This is a genomic window from Hydrobacter penzbergensis, from assembly GCF_900106985.1.
Taxonomy (GTDB): domain Bacteria; phylum Bacteroidota; class Bacteroidia; order Chitinophagales; family Chitinophagaceae; genus Sediminibacterium; species Sediminibacterium magnilacihabitans.
In genome coordinates, this window is record NZ_FNNO01000018.1 from 64,087 (window position 1) to 80,577 (window position 16,491).

Below are 16,491 nucleotides of genomic sequence, written 5' to 3' on the forward strand. Positions count from 1 at the left end.
TCAGGCTATCTGTGTGTTGGTAGTCACCATTTGTAATTCAGTTCCTTCGTCTTTATAATAGGGGTAAACAAAATTGAACCTTGAGTTTGTAGCGCGCACCACATACTCAATTTTGATCAGCACCACACCTTCTATTTTATCATCCATATCGAGTTCAATGTTTTTGGCATCGATCCTCGGTTCGAAATACAGTATGGCCGTTTGTATCCGGTCTTTCATGATGGTAACCGTTGTAGTGTTCAGCGGTTCGAACAACAGGTCTACCATATTGCAGCCGTATTTGGGTTCCATCACGCGTTCGCCGATCGTGGTAGTGAGTAATATCTCCAGGCTTTTGTGGATGTCTTCCATTTTTTCCGTCATGTCCACGCCTGCATTGCCTGCGTTGAAGTTGGGAGGGAAGCTCCATCCTTTGCCCAGGAAATCGTCGTTGATTGCTGTAATTGTTGCCATAATGTTGTTTTATCCTCCAATGATCACAGTAGGTGTACCCATTACAATAACGCCTCCGTGTGCTGTGGTATCTCCCTGTCTTGCTGCCGGCGCTCCGCCGATCATTACCGTAGCCGAACCTTGTACAATCGTATCAGGTGGTCCCACACAAGTGAGCATGTCGCCCACACATGCGGCCGGCATGCCACCGATGAGCACAGTGGCACAGCCGGGGCCTGTTACAGGTCCGCCTACATGTGGCACCGGTCCGTTCATCATAGGACAGGTATGCATATCTCCAATCTTTGCTGCTGCTGGCATAATCATTCGTTTTAGTTGATTTGAACAATGGATCCTTTTACGGCTGTATTGCCGCCCGATGAAACTTCTGCACCGGAACCGCCCTGCACTTTCAATTGCGCATCGCTTTTAACCGTCGTATTCAGGCCCTGCGCCTGGAATTCGTTGGCAGCCTTTAAAGTCAGGTCTTTGATGCTTTCCAGCTTGATGCCGTTTTCATCCATGGTGAACTTATTGCCGTTCTGGTCTTCCATTTTGATGGTCTTATTTTCTTCCGATATCAATACTTTGTTTCCGCCGGGTGTTTCTATGCTGATTGTTTTTTTGTCGTCGTTGAAGATCATTTTCATGGCGCTGCGTGATACATATCCTTTCTCATTGTTTTGGTCACTTGCCTGGAGGGGAGCGGGTTTTTTACTGCTGTTGCACATACCCAGTATCACTGCGTGGCGCGGATCGTTGTTGATGAATCCCACAATCACTTCATCGCCAATTTCGGGGCGGAAAAACATGCCCCGCTTATCACCTGCATCCAAAGAGCACACGCGGCTCCATATCCCATCATCACCGGTATCGATCAGTGGCAAGCGTACCATGATCCGGTCTTCTCCGTCGGGATCGCTTTCGAGTTTGGTTACCACCCCTAACTGCAATCCCTGTACGGCAGGTAATAGCGCGCCTGCCATCGGCTGTTGCACATCGTAGGTTTGTGCAAACCATTCGGGCTCTACACCAAATTGAAAAGTGGTGAGCCAGTTCCCTTTTTGTATTTCATGCCGCACACCGGTAACAAATAATTTTCCGTTGAACCGGTCGCCTGCGCCATTGACCTGGATGATCTTTCCGGGCAGCACAGCAGCCGTACCATCGGTGCTTACCCTGCCTCTTATTTTAGCCAGGCGGTGTTTCAATAGTTTGGCATTGGCCCATTGCTGCAGCTCCTGGTCAACCAGTTTGCCGCTGTGTTTCAACACATAATCATCGTCGCCAATAACACCTGCAAGTGTGTTGGCGCTGATATTACCTGCTTGGGGCACACCAGCATCTGCGGCTTCTATACCATCTACCAGGCTTTGTTGCGATGGGTCCCAGGCCGTTGCTTTGACGCCTTTTAACTGGAAGCGGGCGTCGATCTCAGCATCCAGGTCGTGCACGGTAGCGCCGTATTGCACAGTAAGTACGGCATCACCGGAGAAATTGGGTTTGGCAATGGTGATCTTGCCATCGTTGGGGATGCATAAAAGACCATTGGCATCTGCGCGGCACATGATGAAGTCCCAATCGGTTGTATTGTATTGTACCAGTTCTTTATGTTGCAGGTTGGTAGCGCTTACATCTTTATCCAGTTGATGTGCGCCGATCAGTTGTTCCATCACATCACTGTCTTTGCTGTCCTTGAAATATTTACTCTTACTGGTCACAGTCATCTTAACAGCTTTGTCTTTGCATTCTATCACCAATACCGAACTCGTCTTCCGCACTTTGATGCCATGTTTGATAATGATGCCTTTGAAAATCGTTTTCTCATCACTCCGGTAACCGGCCTTGATCTCGATCTCTTTGCCCGGTTCAAAATCGGGCGTGTTACTGATGGCGAAGGTTTCTTTCGAAGGTTCTCCGTCTACCAGTATGATGGTAGCAACGGGTATGCGGTTGATCTCTTTATTAACTGCGATGGCCATCACTTGATAAGTCCTGGACACCGCATTGCCGCCCGATAGGATGGTAAATGTGCATACGCTTTTGGATGCTTCAGATGGTATGGTCCTTTCGTTGGGCATTAAACGCTGTTTTTATCAATAGGGGGGAAGAATAATTGTTGGCCTTGTTGCAGGTTCCTGAAATCGACCAGGTTGTTCACCCTGGCTACCTGCATATAATATTTTGAATCGCCGTAAACCAGGTAACACAGCCATGGCAAAGTCTCGCCGCTTTTTACCACGCGGTAATGTGTGATATCGGGAGAGTGTGCATTTTCTGTTGCCACGCGCAACTGCTCATCGATACTGCCTTTGAATGTGGTCTTGCATACGGCGCGAATGGGTGATCCATTAGAATTGAATAATTTGAAATTGATGGTCAATGCCGTACAACGTCCTTTGAATATAAAAGTACCCCATATCACTTTGAAGAACCTGGGCTCGTGTGAATCGCTGTCGTATTCCAGCAGGAGTTTTTTGAATGCTTCCACATCATCGTGTATACTCTCTTTTGGATTATTATCGATGATACCGGTGCAATCGAACAGAAATTCGAAAGACATTTCATCCGGCTTCTTGAAATTGAAACGCTGGTGTGCTGTACTCGTACCATGTCCTTGTCCTTCCGTAAACTCCACTTTATAATCCAGCGAATAATTCTCCGGATTGATCATGGCTTTAAAAGGATTGCCCGGATCATTCACTTTGTGACTATCTGCATAATCCTGGTTATTGTACGCTATGATCTGAACTTTTTCGAGCATGTTGTTATCTTTCTTTCTTGTTCTGTATGATGTCGAGCACTTGTTCCACACATTGCGACACGATACCGTCCAGGTCTGTTTTTGCCCCGCCACCTTGTGCAGCCGGTGGTTGAACCGTTTCCTCTGCCTGCGGATTCGGGTTGTTGACCGTTGCTTTGATAACCAGTTCTCTTATTTCAATGGGCATGAGCAGTACTATTGAATGGTGAAATAACTATAACAGAGATCCAGGGTTTCCACTACCACGGTATTTTCCTGTGCATTAAAATCCGATACCGACCATTTCTTGGGCCATGCATTGAATATATTCCATGTTTTAAGTGGCTGGTGTTGTTCATTGAGCAGCATGATGCTGATCTGTACCGGATCGAACTGCCTGTCGCGAAAGGCTTTGATGCACCAATTGATCACATCCGAATCGGTGAGCATGCCTCTTTTCAATGACAGGTCGGGGTACTTGGTACGCACCGGCAACTTATGTTCATAGCGGTTCTCTCCACCTTCTTTGAATGATTCGGTGTCGTATTCAACGGTGAGTCCGCTGACCGACTGGAACCGGGTGTCGTTGTCGTTACCAACGCCAATGAACTCAACCTTGAAATGGAACCCCACCGGTGGATAATATCCGCCTGCCGATGTATCAGCCATGGCTTGTTCTTTTACCTGTTAAACAATGATCGCTGTTTTACATCAGCACATCCAACCCTTCATGCGCGAGTTCCAGGGTTTCAATGGCCACTTCATTACCATCGGCTTTGAGATCGCTTGCCTGTATTTTTACCGGGAAGGCGTTGATCACTTTCCAGGTAATAACAGGGTCGTGGTTCTCATTGAGCAGGCTGATGGTTACATCGCGGCGCTCTACTTTGTTGAGGTTGACCGTATTGATCCATTTGTAATATTCTTTATCACCCTCGAACGTGCCGCGTTTCAGCGTGATGTTGCTGAACTTGTGCAGGCCGGGCATTTTGATCTTGGAATAAGTAGGACTGGAGCCTTCCCGGTATTCGATGGCTTCGATCTGCTTATCGAGTCCCGTAGCTTCCGAAAAGCCGATGCGTGAGCCACCCCATTCTACACGGAAATGGAATTTTGGTATAGGGTATGTGTTTGCTGTTGCCATTGTTTTGATTTTTAAATTTTATGGATGAGGGTTAGCTTTTGGCCATCATTTGACTGAAGCGGAGGATAATGAATTCTGCGGGTCTTACTACAGCCATACCTATTTCAACGATCATACGGCCTTCCAGTATATCCTGCGCAGTCATGGTCCTGTTCAGTCCCACCGCTACATAAAAAGCATCGGATGGTTTGGCACCCTGTAATGCACCGGCCCTCCATTGCAGGGTGAGGAAATTCTCCAGCATACCCTGTACTTTGGCCCAGGTATTGGCATCATTGGGTTCGAACACAAAAGTGCCGGAAGCCAGCTTGCTGCTGATCTCTACCATGATGCAGAATCGCCTTACATTGATATAACGCCATTCATTGTCGTTACCGGCCAGGGTACGTGCACCCCATACCAATATGCCTTTCCCGGTGAACGCCCTGATCACATTGATCGATTTGCCTGCAACAGGATCTACGTTCAATGCTGCCTGGTCTACTGCATTGACCAGCTTGGTAAGTCCGTTCACCATTTGCAAGCCTACATTTGCAGGTGCTTTCCAAACACCGCGCAGGTTGTCTACATTGGCGTATACGCCAACCATGGCTGCACAGGGCGGGAGTACAACCCCCAGCTTATCTATCTCCACTTTTACCAATGTTTTTTGTTCTGCATTCAGGCTGGCGTAAGTTTTAGTGACTGCTGGCTCGCCTGCATCGGTGAAATTTCCGTCGTTGTTTAAGTCCTGTTGCAGCGTTATGGTTAAGCTACTTTCATCGGTAAGATTGTATTTGTAACTAACGGCCGATCTCAGGAAAGGATGGTAAGCCGCTCCATATTTCAGGTTATCAGTCAAACTCGCAGCATTCCTCAGTGTATCTGTATCATCATTGTAACAGTCCATCACCACAAAGCGGTCCTGCAAAGTAGCAGCCTGTAACAATGCCTGGCTGTATATATTGTAAGCATCATCTGCAGTGCTCAATTTGGCAGCTTGCGGGAAAACGGTCAGCGTAGGTTCATCATACCGTTTGGCCATCTCCAGTCCCGCCAGCAAGTTGTTCTTGGTTACAGAGCCCTCTGTTGTTTTGCCTACACTGATAATATAGCAAGGGCCACCACCATTGGTAAAATACAATTGCATGTGGTAGTACATCGTATGAATGCTTGGCGTAACTACCGAAGCAGTGATTGATCTGCTTACCAGCTTGGAATAAACAGCCGCTCCGCCGGTAAACGTTTCAGAAATACTGATGGTGAGGTGTTCCGTGGGGCCCGTTCCGAAATAAGTGATGTATTCAAGTAATGATTCAATGCGTTTTGCCTCCGACACTGCCACATCGCCGCCACCGGGATTGATGGTAATGGTGGGCAAAGGCGCATTAGCCAATCCTGCTTTTTCAGTGTAACCAATGAATACCGGGATGGCCGTTTCAACTTCCGCTACGGATGGCGGAAACTTCGATATCTCTTCTATGTAGACACCGGGTGTTTTGTAAGATGTTGCCATGTTTTAATTGTTTTTATGAAGTATTGGTATTAGTAATTCAGGTGTTTTTCTGCACAGTAATAATGATCGCTTCCCTGTATGATGGTGCTTAACCTGTTTGTAGGGGGATTGGGAATGGGGGAGATATTTCCCAGGGAGGCCGATTCTAAAAAGAGACTGTTCAATGGCTGCTCTTTGAATGGAATGGGAACTGAAGAAGTAAATACGGTACTCGCCGGCACATTGTTAAACGTGTATACAGACGCGTTGTCTTTGATGGCTGTTACATCGCCGGAGCGTGCAATGTATTTCCAGATGGCTGAACGGTTGGCGAAACGAATGCTGTATGTAGATTGTTTGGGCAAGCCGGTAGCATCGAACCAGGAAAAATCATTGGCAGCCGGCAGGTTGTTGAACAGTTCCACCATGCCAAAACAGTTTTGCAGTATCGCTTCTTTATCATGATAAACCAATGAGCTGCTGCCATTGACTTCTATCCTGTATTTGCCATTCTTCAGCAGGCTCAGGTCAACCGGGACAGTTGGTTGTGCAGTTGGGTAGTGGATCGTACTGGTGGTGAGTAAATTATCGTATGCACTGGTAGCCGTGTTGAGTGTATAGATATGGATGGTAAAGTCGGTATTAGCTGTACCATGAAATAAATAAGTATCCCCTGCTAACGATATACCATCGCCATTGTTCACGTACTGCGCCGTTCCTTTGGGCTGCCAGTAACCAGGGTTGGATGTGTCATGGATATTGCTGCTGCTGCTCGATTTGATCGCTTCGTAATGATTACCCATGGCATCGCCTGCCAAAGCGCCAACAGGGTAATTGTTGGCACTGTTGTATTGCGCAACAGCAGTATTTAAATATAAACTGGTACCCACTTTCGTTTGGTTGAGGTTGGTGAAATAAAAACGGGTAGCATCGAAAGGATGAAAATTGATATTGGTATAATTGGCAAAACGAACGTTGTTGATATTAACATAAAAGCAAAGTTTTAATGAGGAATTGGGTACAATAATAGGTTTACCGGTATCGTCTGTTTTGATCAACAGGATCAGCTTGTTGCCAATGCTTTTGTACAGCATGTCGTGCCCTTTGAGGGCATCGGCTGTATCGCGACTAGGTACAAAATCCAGATCGGGACACCGCAGATCGTTGTAATAGTCGTGCAGCATTTCAACCTTCAGCAGTATGGCGTATTTGAGCAACATAGTGGCTGCTATTTATAGTTCTGTGGTATTGAAATATCGATCTCCTGTATGAAACCACTTTCATACTCAATGGCATTTTCATCTATCACTACCTGTCTTATTTTATATACTACCGAAGGCAGGTACTTACCACCGATCACACTCCACAACTGGTTGATCTGTTCAAAATTGAGGTTGTACAGGTCAACGATCAGTTTCTGAATACGGCCGTCGAGATTGGGGTTGCTGGCAGGGGTGAATACATGCTGCTGTTGGAAAAACTGTATGATATACGCCAGCCATTTGAGTGAATCGCTGTAATCGGTCCGGTTGATGGCGAACAGCACATAGAGGTTCAAATAGAGTGGGGGATTCTTATAGGTTACCTGCGTATCGGATTTGAGGTAATTATCCTGTTGCTTGGTAATACGGTCTTCTTCTACATTGATCAGTGAAAGAATGGCTTTCCCGGTAAGTGTGTTGGTGCCGCTGGTATCGTTGTCAGACACTTTGCCTATATTACCCAGCACAAGGCGCTGGTCTGTAGTAACACCCAGCTTTTGCGATAGGTAACCGTTGAGCTCTTCGCTCAGGAATTTAAACGTTTCGGCAATCATAAGGATATTGGATTTTACCAGGATACTACGATAGCAATATCCTGCGCCTTTTATTTTTTTTTAAGCTGCTTCTCTGAAACGTTGAAATAGAAAGAGGGGAAATCCAGACGAAAGGGGTACTTAACGGGCACTAAAGTAGAAAAACAATTCTGTATTTTTTACCTGAATCTGAAGAAAAAAACACTGAATTTTTCTGTCCAAAACACCGAATTTTTCTTTCACCGTCAAATAACGGTTGACATTTTGCGGAACTTTTATTACATGCTTGCTCATTGACGTTGATACGCACCCATATCTGCTTTTCCATTCACGACCCGGGGCTTTCCATCGTAGTCTCTTTCAGCCGGAAGTATGATCCATGCAGGGTTTCCCTGTTGCAAACAAGGGCTCATTGTTTGTAAATGAAGATCGGGAATTGGTGTTCCAACGTTGCTGAAAAGCGGGTCGGCGAAAATAGAATGTGCCTCTTGCTGCGTACCCGCTCTATAATTTTTAAACGAATTGAACTGCCGGCTGCGCCAGTTGATCCAGGTTTTTCCGGCATCGGCTCCAACAGTAAACCAATCGTTGTAATCGAGGCTGATACCGGATTGTGGCAAGATATCGACTAGGGAAAACAGCAGGTTTTGGTTGTTGGTATAAAACACATTGTTTCCGATCACGCAACGGGATGCTTTTGTAATATACAGTTCACCTGAACCATCGAGGTTGGTATTGTTTTGATAAAAACTGTTGTTCCGGAAAATACAGTCAACCACCTGTCCGGTAGTTTTGGGATCGTATCCACCGATAGCAAGTCCGGAAACCTTGTTCCGGTAGATCAGGTTATTGGTAACACTGATATTACTGGTAGTGCCGTCTTTTTCATTGCCGACTTCTATTCCGTAGCCATTCTGAAAACTGGCATTCCTGTCTACCCGGATATCTCTTCCACCATCTACATAAATACCACCGCTTGTTGCATAAAGCGAAACATTATTGTAACAAATATTTTCGCTGATGACGCCCTCTCTTGCCTGATCCAGTGAAGCGGTAGCGCTTGTTCCATAATGCCCTTCTGCAGCAATGCCAATATTGGTGTTGTCGTGTACTTTGTTATGGGTAATAAAAAATCCATCTACATTGCCATCGACCGATAAAGACTCACTGAAGCCTGTGATATTATGACTGAATTCGCAACTATCGATGACCAGGTTGCTAATAGCATTGTCTTGCGTCAATCCACGTCCTAATGCAATGAAAGGCTGTGCATTGTCGTTGGCGCCGGGAATAGCCTGCGCGTTGTTGGTCCAGTTGATGTTCTGAAAGCGGATATTACGGAAATGAAGGGCGCCGGCTGCTCCATTAGGGCTGGCCAAAACCAGGATGCCCCGGGCATTGTTCCTGGTAATATTTTGTATTACCAGGTTTTTAAAAACCAGGAAACCTTTATCTGTGATGGACAGGATGGTGTTACCTCGGATCTTTGAACCATCGATCATTACTTTTTCCTGTGCGTAGTTGGTAAAAGTGATGGGATGGTCCGGTTTTCCGCTCACGTTCACCACCAGTTCTTCATAATAAGTGCCTCCCCTGATGACAACGGTACTGCCGGGTTGTGCAGCATTAAAAGATTGTTGGATGGTTTTCCAGGCCCGCGCCAGACTGAGACCATCGTTCTGGTCGTTGCCGGTTGCGCCATCTACATAATAAGTATGAAGCGAAGGAACAGGCGGTTGCTGGTCCGGCCGGGTAAAAGAATATTCTTTGTTACAGGAACAGGAGTAAAACAGTACAGGAAAAATCAACAGATATTTGATAAACATAAAGCAGGGTTTAGTTGTATGAAATATCAGAAATTGAATTGCAGGGATGCTTTGAGTCCGAAATTCACAATGCCCGGCCTGTCGCGGTAGGTGAGCCGCCAGATAGCATCTACTCTTACCACACGGAATATGTTTTCGATACCCACGCCTGTTTCCATGTACGGTATTTTATCGGGTACGATAAAATGATAGGTGAGGGCATTGTCGCAGAATTTGTTGGCTGTTTTATTTGCATCCGTCATGCTGCCGCTAAGTGCGCGGAAACTGGTGACGGTTCTCCAATTCGCTTTTTTTAACAGCGGCAAGCGGTTGAAGGGGAAGCCACCCCAATGATGTTCCAACAACAGACTGGCATAATGATCGCTCACGAATTCATAACGGTTCATGTTATTGAATGCATAGCGGTTGTAATAATAAGTATCGTTTCCTTTTGCTACATCAAGCAAGAGTATGGGTAATGTACCGTCGGTGATTCCTCCTTCCAATGTATAATTGATCTTACCCAGCGAAGGAATGTTCACCTGTTGTGAAACCGATAACCGGTATTGATTGTAACCGAAATCACTCTGCAGCATGCCGCCTTCTACCTGAAAACCATGTGTGTACTTAAATTCAACAATCGGGTATTTGCTGCCGAGGCTGAGCCTTGTAAAAGGTCCGGCATAGATCTTCTCTTTGTATGCATACCTGATACCAACAGATGCTTCGGACACTTTATAGGTCTTGCCCTGGTGTGGATATGCAAGGTGTACAATATTCGGCGTAAATTTTCCATAAGTATAATAGGTATTGAAAGCGGGCGATAACACGCGCTTGTCCAGCGAGAGCTGAACAGAAAATCCATTCTGGTAAAAATGTTGGTATTGTATTTTGGCCTGCTCGGTGTTGACGAGCTGAATATGTCCTCTTGGCACCCTGCGCATCAAAGCGCCGAAAATGGAATTCTCATTGAGCTCGTTGAGGTGGTCTGACAAAGGCGTAAAATCATCTTCATAACTCAACCGTACGGTTTCCCAATTTTTTCTGTTGAGGATAAACAAATGACTGAGCGCATATTTGAATGTGTTGTACTTCATACCCAATCCTGCATAGCCCCTGAACTGATACCACTTGCTAAAGTTGGCATTGGTGCGGAAACCAAGATTTAAACGAGGGCCTTCAATGATATTGGCAGTAAAAGTTTTGTACAGGTTACCGATATCTATTTTACCCGCCGGGTAATAACCGGTTCCCAGCGCTGTAAGCATATTACGGTAAGTGGTATACGCAGGTACTTTCCTGATAGAATCGATCATAGTATAGGCCCATTGTTCCCTGGAGGTAAGCGGTGCAAAGCGATGCTGTTCCCAAAAATGTGTGCCGGGTTGTGTAATGACTGGTTGGTCTGCAATTGCCAACTGTAATAAAACACTGTCAGTCACTGCATCGTTGATCCGTATGTTCCGGTAGTAGGAGCTACGCGTGCCTGTGAAGCCCAGCGATTTTTTTGAAAGCGTGATGAAATTAATGGAGAGCATTGTCTTAGTGATCGCCATGGCTGAATCAGCTCCCAATGGCATAAAATCCTGCGACAGCGCGATGTCTTTCACCCAGTTGATATTGGCGCCGGCATTCATTTGCACGCTGATGGATTGCAGGGCATAGGTTCTGTCTATCACCCAGCATTCGCCGAAAAAAGTATTACTGCTGCTGTGCAAAGGGCGAAAGCTGAGCCGGAAATATTTCCGGTTACCGATGGTCTTTCTTTCCTCTATGTGGTATTTGTAATAACTCAAACCATTATCGGCGAGGGGACTGATGAACGATACTTTCATCAACATCAGGTAATTGTCGTACAGGTTTATCTGTTGTTTCAGGTCATCCAGGTATTGGATAACGGTTTCATTCCGTATGCCTGTTACCTGCCTCGCTTTGTAAATGGTCTTTTCTTTTCCCAGTTTTTTACTGTAATAATAATCGGCCAGGCTTTCGGTAATAAATAAGGGCACCCGGGGCTTAGCGGGGCTGGCACCAGGATCCGTATGGGTGAAAACAAAAGAGAAAGGCTTAAGTAAGCGGCTTCCGATAGCTTTTTCGGAAAAATTACCCGCTTCGAATTGTAATTTGTCATAGACTTCGGATTGATAGTTATTGAAATGAGCAGGGTTGTTCTGTTCTTTGTGCTCCAATATTTTTTTGAAAAGATGAACAGCGGGGTCATATCCTTTCGGATAAACCACTACTTCTGTCAATGTATTGGTTTCAGGTGTGAGGGAGAGATTAATTTCCTGAGAAGTTTTCTTTGTGATCGCCCGCGTAATGGTTTGATATCCCATCATGCTGAACCGCATGGAATCGATATCAGGGCTTACCATCAGCTCAAAATGCCCTAAGCTATCGGTGATCGCGCCTTTTCTCAGGTTGGTAGCTTTTACAGAACAATATACCAGCGGGGCTTGTGTCAGCGAATCTTTCAATGTACCGCTTATGGAGATGAGCTGTCCCTTTACAGAAACAGTGCATCCCATAACCAAAAAGAGCAATAAAAAGCGGGTACAGTTTTTTTGCATATTTATCCGTTGAATGATTGTCAGTAAAAAGACAATCAAACAGGCCGCATGGTCCTAATCAAAAAAAAAATAATTATCTTTAATCCATTAACTTTTATTTATCTGCATGACCCCTGAAGAATCAGCTATCTGGATACGCATACAGCAAAAAGACATCAGGGCATTTGAGGAATTTTACCGGTCGGCCTACAAGCGCTTTTTTTTGATGGCTTTTCAATATTTAAAAGATGCAGATACTTCGCAGGAAGTGGTAAATGATGTGTTCATGAAATTGTGGGAAGACAGCGCTGAGATCATCATTGAAAAATCGCTGGTATCTTATATCTACCGGGCTGTGATCAACAGGAGCCTCAACCAGTTGCAGAAACAGAAAAGGGACCTGGCGCAAATACGGTCTTTGCAGTATTCCTTGCAGCATGATGCCTCCTATGAGTTGCGGCAGATGGAAGAAAACGAGCTCAAGGCGGCCCTGTACAAAGCCATCAATCAGCTACCTGACCAGTGCAGGCGGGTGTTTTGCCTGAGTCGTTTTGAGCAGCTGAAACAACAGGAAATTGCCGACCAGTTGGGTATTTCCATCAAAACAGTAAAAAATCATATTACATACGCTTTAAAACAATTACATAAAGTGACAGGAGAGCTGCTGGTTATTGGCATTGTCTTGCTGAAATTATTTTTTTTCAGGGATTGACCAGGACCTTGGTAGTTTTTGATTGTCATATTGAATGAAAATGGATTCTTTATCTGAACATAATATCCCCTGGGACCTGATCGCCGATTCTTTACAGCCGGATTTTCCTGCTGAAGAGGACGCCAGGCTGCAACAATGGCTTGCTGAAAGTACTGCCAACCGGGAGACCTATCAGCGGGCCAGGGAGCTCTGGGCCGTCCGCCTGGCAGATTTTTCTGCTTACCAGGCTGCCGATGAAGCAACTGCCTGGGACTCACTGATGCAACAATTACAGGAGAAGACAACCGCGCCTGTAGTCATCATGCGTTCAGGGAAAGGGCATTTCATAAGGAAGTGGACAGCAATAGCAGCCGTTTTACTCGTCATGGCCGCAGGTATTGTCTGGTACCTCTTGCCGGACAGAAGCGAGCAGGTTTACGCCACTACTACTACACAAAGGGAGATCGCTTTGCCAGACGGATCGAGTATTACCATGCAGCCATATACCGAAGTGAGGGTGGGGGGCCGTTATAACCAGCACGAAAGGGCGGTGCAACTAATAAAAGGAGAGGCCTTTTTTAAAGTAATACACAATGCGAATTTACCTTTCCTGGTAAACATGGACGAATCGAGTGTGAAGGATATCGGTACCAGTTTCAATATCCGGCGTTCGCCCGATACGATAAAGCTGGCGGTCATCAGCGGTAAAGTAGCTTTTTGGGGAAAGGATAACCAGGAGACGAGGGAATTATCGGCCGGCATGAGCCTGGCTTATGATGTGGTGAAAAAAAATTTTACAGAATGGGCGCCGTCGTCTGACCAGGGTGTTACCAACCGTGAAAACCTGTTGTATTTCGATCATACGGTCCTTACAGATGTAGTGAAACAAATAGAGAAAGTGTACGGAAAGAAAATACAATTGGGCAGCACTGCCATCGGCGAAAGAAAACTGAAAGCCGATTTACAGGGACTGTCGTTCGATAAAGCATTGCAGGTCATTTGTACATCACTCAACCTTGACTATACCGATAAAAACGGCATTATTATACTGAAGGACAAAGAAAACAAATAGGATGCCCCGATTTTTTATCACTGCATGTATGCTGTGCTGTTCCTGTATTATGTTTACAGGGAAGAGGCTTTATGCGCAGTCTGTTATCACTACCGCTACCATCCAACTCAATATCAATAATCAGCCGATTGAACAGGTATTCAGCCTGATTGAAAAGCAAACAGGTTACCGGTTTGCATATAATACCGATCTGCCGGAACTGAAGAAACGGGTGAGTTATACATCAGGGCCCATATCCCTGACTGCTTTATTGAAAATATTGTTGCAGGGCACAGACATCACTTATAATATCATCGGCAATCAGATCGTATTGCAGAACAATAATGCAGCCGATAAAATAGTGGTCAACGGTTATGTAAAAGATGCCAGCACCGGCGAGCTTTTAATTGGTGCGGACGTGTACCTGCCGGCACAAAAAACAGGTACCGTATCCAACAACTATGGATTCTATGCGCTGACTGTTCCCAGGAATGCCAATTTGGAAATGCAGGTATCTTATGTGGGCTACCGTACAGAAGATCGGAAGCTGAATGCTACACGCAATACTGCGATGAACATTGGGTTGATGGCGCGGCAGGATTCTGTGTTGTCGCATGTAGTAGTGACAGATGACAAGAGCAGTGAAAACCTGCGGCTGAACCAATTAGGCCTGGTAGATATTTCTACCGATATGCTTACGAATGCACCGTCTGTGAGCGGAACAGGTGATGTGATCAGCTCAGTGGAGATGCAGCCGGGGGTTCATGCAGGCATGGAAGGAACGCCGGGATTTTTTGTACGAGGGGGAAACGCCGGACAAAATTTAATTCAACTCGATGAAGCTACTTTGTACAATCCCAGTCACTTGTTTGAGCCGGTGAGTATTTTTAATGGAGCGGTCATAAAAAGAGCTTCTTTGCTCAAAGGTGGTTTCCCTGCTTCCTATGGAGATCATGTGAGTTCGGTGCTCGATATTGCCATGAACGACGGCAGTAACGAGCATTTTGGCGGTGTGGTGCAGGCGGGCAGCATTGTATCGGGACTGACATTGTATGGTCCACTCAAAAAGAAAAAAGCATCTTTTCTTGTATCAGCCCGGAGAAGCATGCTGGATTATCTCTTACAGGCTTTTAATGTAAAAAGTAATTATTACAGCAATTATGCTTTTTACGACGTGAACGCCAAAGTGAACTGGCAGTTTTCTGAGCGTGACAGGATATTGCTGAGTTATTATAAAGGGGAGGACAGAAATACTTTCCAAGATCAGCCGGATGATACCACTTCCATCACTTATGGCAATAAGTTTGGTAATGAAGTGTTTGCATTACGCTGGAACCATTTGTTCAGCAAGCGGTTGTTTGCCAATACATCGGTGATGTACAATAACTATTACCAATTGCTTTCCGCTTTGCAGGATGATTATTTTGCCCAATTGTATTCGGGCATCAGGGATATCAATGCTAAGGTTGATTTTTATTACTATCCCAGTCAGGCACACCGCATCAAAGGAGGGATTAATTTTTTGCGGCAACAATTATTTCCGGCAACATTCTCGAATAAAATTCCTCCTTCGGGTAATATCAACAACATCAAACCCGATGAAATTCCGGAACACCTTACAGCACGTGTAGCCGCTTACCTGAGCGATGAGATACGGTTCAATAACCGGTTGAACCTGTACCTGGGCGTGCGGGCGCCGGTCTTCTATTCCGATAGTATTCGATATACGGATATAGAGCCGCGCGTATCGTTGCGTTACCTTGTGAGCCCTGCCACCAGTATCAAATTGTCGTATACCCAGATGCACCAGTACATTCACCTGGTACAGAGTTATAACGCTTCTTTCCCCGCAGAAATATGGATCGGCAGCAGTGGCATGGTAAAACCGCAGTCGGCACAACAGTATTCTCTTGGTCTCTTTAACAACTTCAGTAACAATAGTTTTCAGGCCAGTGTTGAAGTTTATTACAAAGCGATGGAGAATCAATTGTTATTCAGAGGAGGCACTTCACCTACAGTGGATGTGAGCCTTGATAGCAACCTGATTTTTGGAAAGGGCCGCAGCTATGGAGCGGAATTTTTCCTGAAGAAAAGAAAGGGGCGATTGACCGGATGGTTGGGCTATTCATTGGCGTATGCTTACCAGCAGTTCGATTCGCTGAACTTGGGCCGGGAGTTTCCTTTTGCATATGACCGGAGGCACAGCTTTTATCTTACAGGTGCCTACACTTTCAATAAACACTGGCGGGCGGCTGCCAATTTTTTTGCCGCCAGCGGCAGGGCCTTCACCATTCAAACACTGACTACCAACCCACCAGGCTCCACTGGAGGCAACCCATTATATGACGACGACAACGGAAGTGGCGGTGGGGGAGTGCCTACACAAACCCTCGAAGTAAATAGTTACCGGCTGGCGCCTTATGACAGGCTCGACTTATCGCTGAGCTACAAACTCGTTAAAGAAACCAGGACGGGCAGCAGGGAAGCGGAATGGACGCTTTCAGTTTATAATGTGTATGCCCAGAACAACGTGTTCTTTGCCTATCGCGCCATTGACCCGGGAACACACCAGGCTGTTGTTAAACAGGTTTCTTTTATTCCGGTCATTCCCACACTGAGTTTCCGCTATAAGTTTTAACAGGAAAACACTATTTGTTTGTAAGCGTAAGTATTACTTTAGCGGAGCAATGCAATTTTCCCATCATTATAAAATAACGTGTTGTGCTATTGAAAACTCAGGGCATGTTTAATCTGAGCTAGTTTTTTTCCGTTTAAATGATTAATCCAGTGTAAGATTGACATTGAAG

Annotated in this window: 15 protein-coding genes; 3 read left to right on the top strand and 12 right to left on the bottom strand. The window is 45.6% G+C overall.

Annotation, left to right across the window (positions count from 1 at the left end; genetic code table 11):
• From BLU98_RS15500 to BLU98_RS15555, 12 genes are all read right to left on the bottom strand, one after another.
• Entirely contained in the window at nt 1–453 is a 453-nt protein-coding gene (locus BLU98_RS15500) for a GPW/gp25 family protein (RefSeq protein WP_257575045.1), read from the bottom strand.
• A 9-nt stretch (nt 454–462) separates the two neighbouring features.
• A complete protein-coding gene (locus BLU98_RS15505) occupies nt 463–753 on the bottom strand; it encodes a PAAR domain-containing protein (protein ID WP_092726479.1) in 291 nt (96 codons plus the stop codon).
• An 11-nt stretch (nt 754–764) separates the two neighbouring features.
• Entirely contained in the window at nt 765–2,513 is a 1,749-nt protein-coding gene (vgrG, locus tag BLU98_RS15510) for a type VI secretion system tip protein VgrG (RefSeq protein ID WP_092726482.1), read from the bottom strand.
• Nucleotides 2,513–3,196: a CIS tube protein gene (locus BLU98_RS15515; protein WP_092726491.1), complete on the bottom strand. Its 684-nt coding sequence runs from the start codon at nt 3,194–3,196 to the stop codon at nt 2,513–2,515. Before BLU98_RS15515 ends, vgrG begins: the two co-directional genes overlap by 1 nt.
• A gap of 4 nt (nt 3,197–3,200) precedes the next feature.
• Nucleotides 3,201–3,383 (bottom strand): DUF5908 family protein, encoded by a 183-nt coding sequence (locus BLU98_RS15520; protein ID WP_092726493.1) that lies wholly within the window; start codon nt 3,381–3,383, stop codon nt 3,201–3,203.
• An 8-nt stretch (nt 3,384–3,391) separates the two neighbouring features.
• A complete protein-coding gene (locus tag BLU98_RS15525; RefSeq protein WP_092726495.1) occupies nt 3,392–3,844 on the bottom strand; it encodes a phage tail protein in 453 nt (150 codons plus the stop codon).
• Nucleotides 3,845–3,881: 37 nt separating this feature from the next.
• Nucleotides 3,882–4,319, bottom strand: a complete 438-nt coding sequence (locus BLU98_RS15530) for a phage tail protein (protein ID WP_026770128.1) — start codon at nt 4,317–4,319, stop codon at nt 3,882–3,884.
• Nucleotides 4,320–4,350: 31 nt separating this feature from the next.
• Nucleotides 4,351–5,814, bottom strand: a complete 1,464-nt coding sequence (locus BLU98_RS15535; protein ID WP_092726497.1) for a phage tail sheath family protein — start codon at nt 5,812–5,814, stop codon at nt 4,351–4,353.
• 29 nt (nt 5,815–5,843) lie between these two features.
• Nucleotides 5,844–7,013, bottom strand: coding sequence for a hypothetical protein (locus BLU98_RS15540; RefSeq protein WP_092726499.1), 1,170 nt, complete (start codon nt 7,011–7,013; stop codon nt 5,844–5,846).
• Between the two features lie 8 nt (nt 7,014–7,021).
• Nucleotides 7,022–7,609: a Pvc16 family protein gene (locus BLU98_RS15545; RefSeq protein WP_092726503.1), complete on the bottom strand. Its 588-nt coding sequence runs from the start codon at nt 7,607–7,609 to the stop codon at nt 7,022–7,024.
• A gap of 269 nt (nt 7,610–7,878) precedes the next feature.
• The gene (locus tag BLU98_RS15550) at nt 7,879–9,414 is read right to left on the bottom strand and encodes a right-handed parallel beta-helix repeat-containing protein (protein WP_092726506.1); all 1,536 of its coding nucleotides are present in this window, start codon (nt 9,412–9,414) and stop codon (nt 7,879–7,881) included.
• 26 nt (nt 9,415–9,440) lie between these two features.
• On the bottom strand, nt 9,441–11,963 hold the full coding sequence (locus BLU98_RS15555) for a DUF5686 and carboxypeptidase-like regulatory domain-containing protein (RefSeq protein ID WP_092726509.1): 2,523 nt from the start codon (nt 11,961–11,963) through the stop codon (nt 9,441–9,443).
• A 106-nt stretch (nt 11,964–12,069) separates the two neighbouring features.
• Here BLU98_RS15555 and BLU98_RS15560 point away from each other — a divergent pair, with 106 nt between their 5' ends.
• The 3 genes from BLU98_RS15560 to BLU98_RS15570 are packed head-to-tail and all read left to right on the top strand — an operon-like array spanning nt 12,070 to nt 16,322.
• Nucleotides 12,070–12,654 carry an RNA polymerase sigma-70 factor gene (locus BLU98_RS15560; RefSeq protein ID WP_092726511.1) on the top strand — a complete coding sequence of 195 codons (585 nt, stop codon included), beginning with the start codon at nt 12,070–12,072 and terminating at the stop codon, nt 12,652–12,654.
• 40 nt (nt 12,655–12,694) lie between these two features.
• Entirely contained in the window at nt 12,695–13,705 is a 1,011-nt protein-coding gene (locus tag BLU98_RS15565; protein WP_257575046.1) for a FecR family protein, read from the top strand.
• Between the two features lie 49 nt (nt 13,706–13,754).
• Nucleotides 13,755–16,322: a TonB-dependent receptor domain-containing protein gene (locus BLU98_RS15570; RefSeq protein ID WP_257575047.1), complete on the top strand. Its 2,568-nt coding sequence runs from the start codon at nt 13,755–13,757 to the stop codon at nt 16,320–16,322.
• The last annotated feature ends 169 nt before the right edge of the window (nt 16,323–16,491 follow it).

Bases quoted from the DNA above. Each gene is read 5' to 3' on its own strand.
- BLU98_RS15500 (WP_257575045.1), bottom strand. From the start codon at position 453: ATGGCAACAATTACAGCAATCAACGACGATTTCCTGGGCAAAGGATGG.
- BLU98_RS15505 (WP_092726479.1), bottom strand. From the start codon at position 753: ATGCCAGCAGCAGCAAAGATTGGAGATATGCATACCTGTCCTATGATG.
- vgrG (WP_092726482.1), bottom strand. From the start codon at position 2,513: ATGCCCAACGAAAGGACCATACCATCTGAAGCATCCAAAAGCGTATGC.
- BLU98_RS15515 (WP_092726491.1), bottom strand. From the start codon at position 3,196: ATGCTCGAAAAAGTTCAGATCATAGCGTACAATAACCAGGATTATGCA.
- BLU98_RS15520 (WP_092726493.1), bottom strand. From the start codon at position 3,383: ATGCCCATTGAAATAAGAGAACTGGTTATCAAAGCAACGGTCAACAAC.
- BLU98_RS15525 (WP_092726495.1), bottom strand. From the start codon at position 3,844: ATGGCTGATACATCGGCAGGCGGATATTATCCACCGGTGGGGTTCCAT.
- BLU98_RS15530 (WP_026770128.1), bottom strand. From the start codon at position 4,319: ATGGCAACAGCAAACACATACCCTATACCAAAATTCCATTTCCGTGTA.
- BLU98_RS15535 (WP_092726497.1), bottom strand. From the start codon at position 5,814: ATGGCAACATCTTACAAAACACCCGGTGTCTACATAGAAGAGATATCG.
- BLU98_RS15540 (WP_092726499.1), bottom strand. From the start codon at position 7,013: ATGTTGCTCAAATACGCCATACTGCTGAAGGTTGAAATGCTGCACGAC.
- BLU98_RS15545 (WP_092726503.1), bottom strand. From the start codon at position 7,609: ATGATTGCCGAAACGTTTAAATTCCTGAGCGAAGAGCTCAACGGTTAC.
- BLU98_RS15550 (WP_092726506.1), bottom strand. From the start codon at position 9,414: ATGTTTATCAAATATCTGTTGATTTTTCCTGTACTGTTTTACTCCTGT.
- BLU98_RS15555 (WP_092726509.1), bottom strand. From the start codon at position 11,963: ATGCAAAAAAACTGTACCCGCTTTTTATTGCTCTTTTTGGTTATGGGA.
- BLU98_RS15560 (WP_092726511.1), top strand. From the start codon at position 12,070: ATGACCCCTGAAGAATCAGCTATCTGGATACGCATACAGCAAAAAGAC.
- BLU98_RS15565 (WP_257575046.1), top strand. From the start codon at position 12,695: ATGGATTCTTTATCTGAACATAATATCCCCTGGGACCTGATCGCCGAT.
- BLU98_RS15570 (WP_257575047.1), top strand. From the start codon at position 13,755: ATGTTTACAGGGAAGAGGCTTTATGCGCAGTCTGTTATCACTACCGCT.